The organism is Streptomyces sp. SID3212 (assembly GCF_009865405.1).
Classification (GTDB): domain Bacteria; phylum Actinomycetota; class Actinomycetes; order Streptomycetales; family Streptomycetaceae; genus Streptomyces.
Map to the genome: position 1 here is coordinate 1 of NZ_WWJY01000342.1, position 2,400 is coordinate 2,400.

A 2,400-nucleotide genomic window follows, 5' to 3' on the forward strand; every position below is an offset into this window, starting at 1 on the left:
CCGGCCCGGGGGCTGGAGAGCACCGGGACGGTGGTCGTGGCGCGGTCCGCCGCGCCGGCCATCGACGCCTGCGCCAGTACGATCACGTCCGCCGCGGCGACCCCGTCGACGACGGCCGCCACCGCGTCCAGGTAACCGTCGAGGTCACCGGCCTCGAACCGCTCCCAGGCGCCGTCGACCAGCACCGTCCGCAGGTCGACGGGCCGGCCCGCCGCTTCCTCGCGGATCAGTGTGAGCGTCGTTTCCAGCGTGCTCTCGACCGTGGCGACCACCACCACCCGGCCCGCCTCGGCCGCCGCGGCGGCCATCGGCCGGTCGACCCTGAGCACCGGTACGCCGAGGACGCGGCCCGCCTTCTCCGCGACCTCCCCGAGCGTCGAGCAGGTGCAGAGCACGGCCGCCGCGCCCTCGGCGACCACGTCCTCCAGCGCCGCCTCCACCGCGTCGGACACGGCCTCGGGGCCCTCGATCCTGGCCCGGTCGAGCAGCTCCTCCGCCACCACGTGCCGCAGGACGAGGCCCGGGTGCTCGGAGTCGCGCAGGGCGTCGAAGACCGGGACGTGGGCAGCGGAGGTGTGCAGCAGCGCGAGCATGATCACGATGCTAGGCGTCACCGGCGGAGGCGTCGCGCCGGCGGCAGGACCCGGGCGCACCCGGCCCCGGTTCTCCGGACGCCGGCTCACCGGACCCCGGCCGGGGTCACCAGACCTTCGTGCTCGCCTTCAGCTGCTCCTCGGCGGCGGCCACCGCGTCCGCCGGCGCCGGGGGCGCCTCGTCGGGGTGCCGCTCGGCCCAGGAGGCCGCGTACGGGCAGAGGGGGACGACGGGCACCCCCTCGCGCGCGGCCGTCGCGTAGAACTCGCGTACGAGCTTGCCCGCGATGCCCTTGCCCTCGTGCCCCTGCTCCACCACGGTGTGCACCGCGACCAGCGCGGCGGGGGTGGCGTCGAGGGTGAAGTAGGCGACGACGCCGACGGCCTCGCCGTCCTCGTACGCCTCCAGACGGCCCTGCGCGCGGTTGTCGCGGATCTCGATGTCGGCCATGGTGACGGACTCCCTGGGGTTCGGTGGGGTGGTCGGTGGAGTGCTCCGCGGAGGGGAGAGCCACACTCACGTGACCGTTCCAGCGTACGCAACCCGCCCGCGCCGCCGCCGGTTTGGGCCGCCGCGCACGGGGACCCCGGACAGCCGTGCGATACATTTTGCGTCGCTTTTACCACGATCCACTTCTGCGGCGGAGACGAGCTTCTCAATGAGCGACATTCTCAACGGACTTGGCCGGGCCGGCGTCTACGGGGCGCTCGGTGTGGTCCTGCTGATCCTCGGCATCGTCCTGGTGGACCTGCTGACCCCGGGCAAGCTCGGGAAGCAGATATGGGAGGAGCGCAACCGCAACGCGGCGGTCCTCCTCAGCTCGGCGCTGCTGGGCATCGGCGGCATCGTGTTCACCTCGATCTGGACGACGTACGACGACTTCGGCAAGGGACTCGCGTCGACCGCCGCGTTCGGGGTCCTCGGGCTGGTGATGATGGCCGTGGCCTTCCTGGTGGTCGACCTGGTCACCCCGGGGAAGCTGGGTGCCACGCTGGTCGAGGCGGAGCCGCATCCGGCGGTGTGGGTGACCGCGTCCTGCAACCTCGCGGTGGCCGCGATCATCTCGGCGTCCATCGCCTGACCGCGCCCCCCACCCCCTCTTCATATCGTCATCTTGACGACAAGGAGCCGCCTTCGATATCGTCGCCATGACGACAACAAGGGGGGCCTCCATGGCCGACATCACCCGGCGCCTCGGCTGGCGCCATCTGCGCTCCGCGCCCACCGCGTACGTACGGCACCACCGGCGCGGACAGCTCGCCCACGACGGCACCGGGCTGAGCTTCTGGTTCCGGGCGCTGAGCGCGGCCCTCTCCGAAGTGCCGGTCGACGACCGGGAGTTGGCCATGGCCTTCCACGCCCGTACGGCCGACTTCCAGGACGTCACCGTGCAGGCGACCGTCACCTACCGGATCAGCGACCCGGCCACGGCCGCCGGCCGGATCGACTTCTCCGTCGATCCGGACACCGGCGCCTGGCGGAGCGCGCCGCTGGAGCAGATCGCGACGCTGCTCACCGAGACGGCCCAGCAGCACGCGCTCGACGTGCTGGCCCGTACCCCGCTGGCGGCGGCGCTGGCCGACGGGGTCGCGTCCGTACGGCAGCGGATCTCCGAAGGCCTCGCGGCCGAGCCCCGGCTGCCGGCCACCGGCATCGAGGTGGTGGCCGCGCGGGTGGTCGCCGTCCGCCCGGAGGCGGAGGTGGAGCGCGCCCTGCGCACGCCCGCCCGGGAGTTGATCCAGCAGGAGGCGGACCGGGCCACCTACGAGCGGCGGGCCGTGGCCGTCGAGCGCGAGCGGACCATCG

4 protein-coding genes are annotated in these 2,400 nt (G+C 73.4%); 2 read left to right on the forward strand and 2 right to left on the reverse strand.

All coding sequences use genetic code 11. The annotated features are described in order from the left end of the window. Positions 1-593: aspartate/glutamate racemase family protein (locus GT042_RS10360; protein ID WP_202532598.1), on the reverse strand; the 593-nt coding region annotated here is incomplete at its 3' end. 106 nt (positions 594-699) lie between these two features. After that, the gene (locus tag GT042_RS10365) at positions 700-1,044 is read right to left on the reverse strand and encodes a GNAT family N-acetyltransferase (protein WP_161308424.1); all 345 of its coding nucleotides are present in this window, start codon (positions 1,042-1,044) and stop codon (positions 700-702) included. Between the two features lie 208 nt (positions 1,045-1,252). On the opposite strand from GT042_RS10365, the gene GT042_RS10370 reads away from it, so the two are divergent. Continuing rightward, complete coding sequence (locus GT042_RS10370) at positions 1,253-1,675, forward strand: DUF350 domain-containing protein (RefSeq protein WP_161308425.1); 423 nt, start codon at positions 1,253-1,255, stop codon at positions 1,673-1,675. Between the two features lie 91 nt (positions 1,676-1,766). Continuing rightward, a partial coding sequence (locus GT042_RS10375; protein WP_237530663.1) for an SPFH domain-containing protein occupies positions 1,767-2,400 on the forward strand: 634 nt, incomplete at its 3' end.

Excerpts from the sequence above, each read along its gene's own strand:
- GT042_RS10365 (WP_161308424.1), bottom strand. The coding sequence starts at position 1,044 with ATGGCCGACATCGAGATCCGCGACAACCGCGCGCAGGGCCGTCTGGAG.
- GT042_RS10370 (WP_161308425.1), top strand. The coding sequence starts at position 1,253 with ATGAGCGACATTCTCAACGGACTTGGCCGGGCCGGCGTCTACGGGGCG.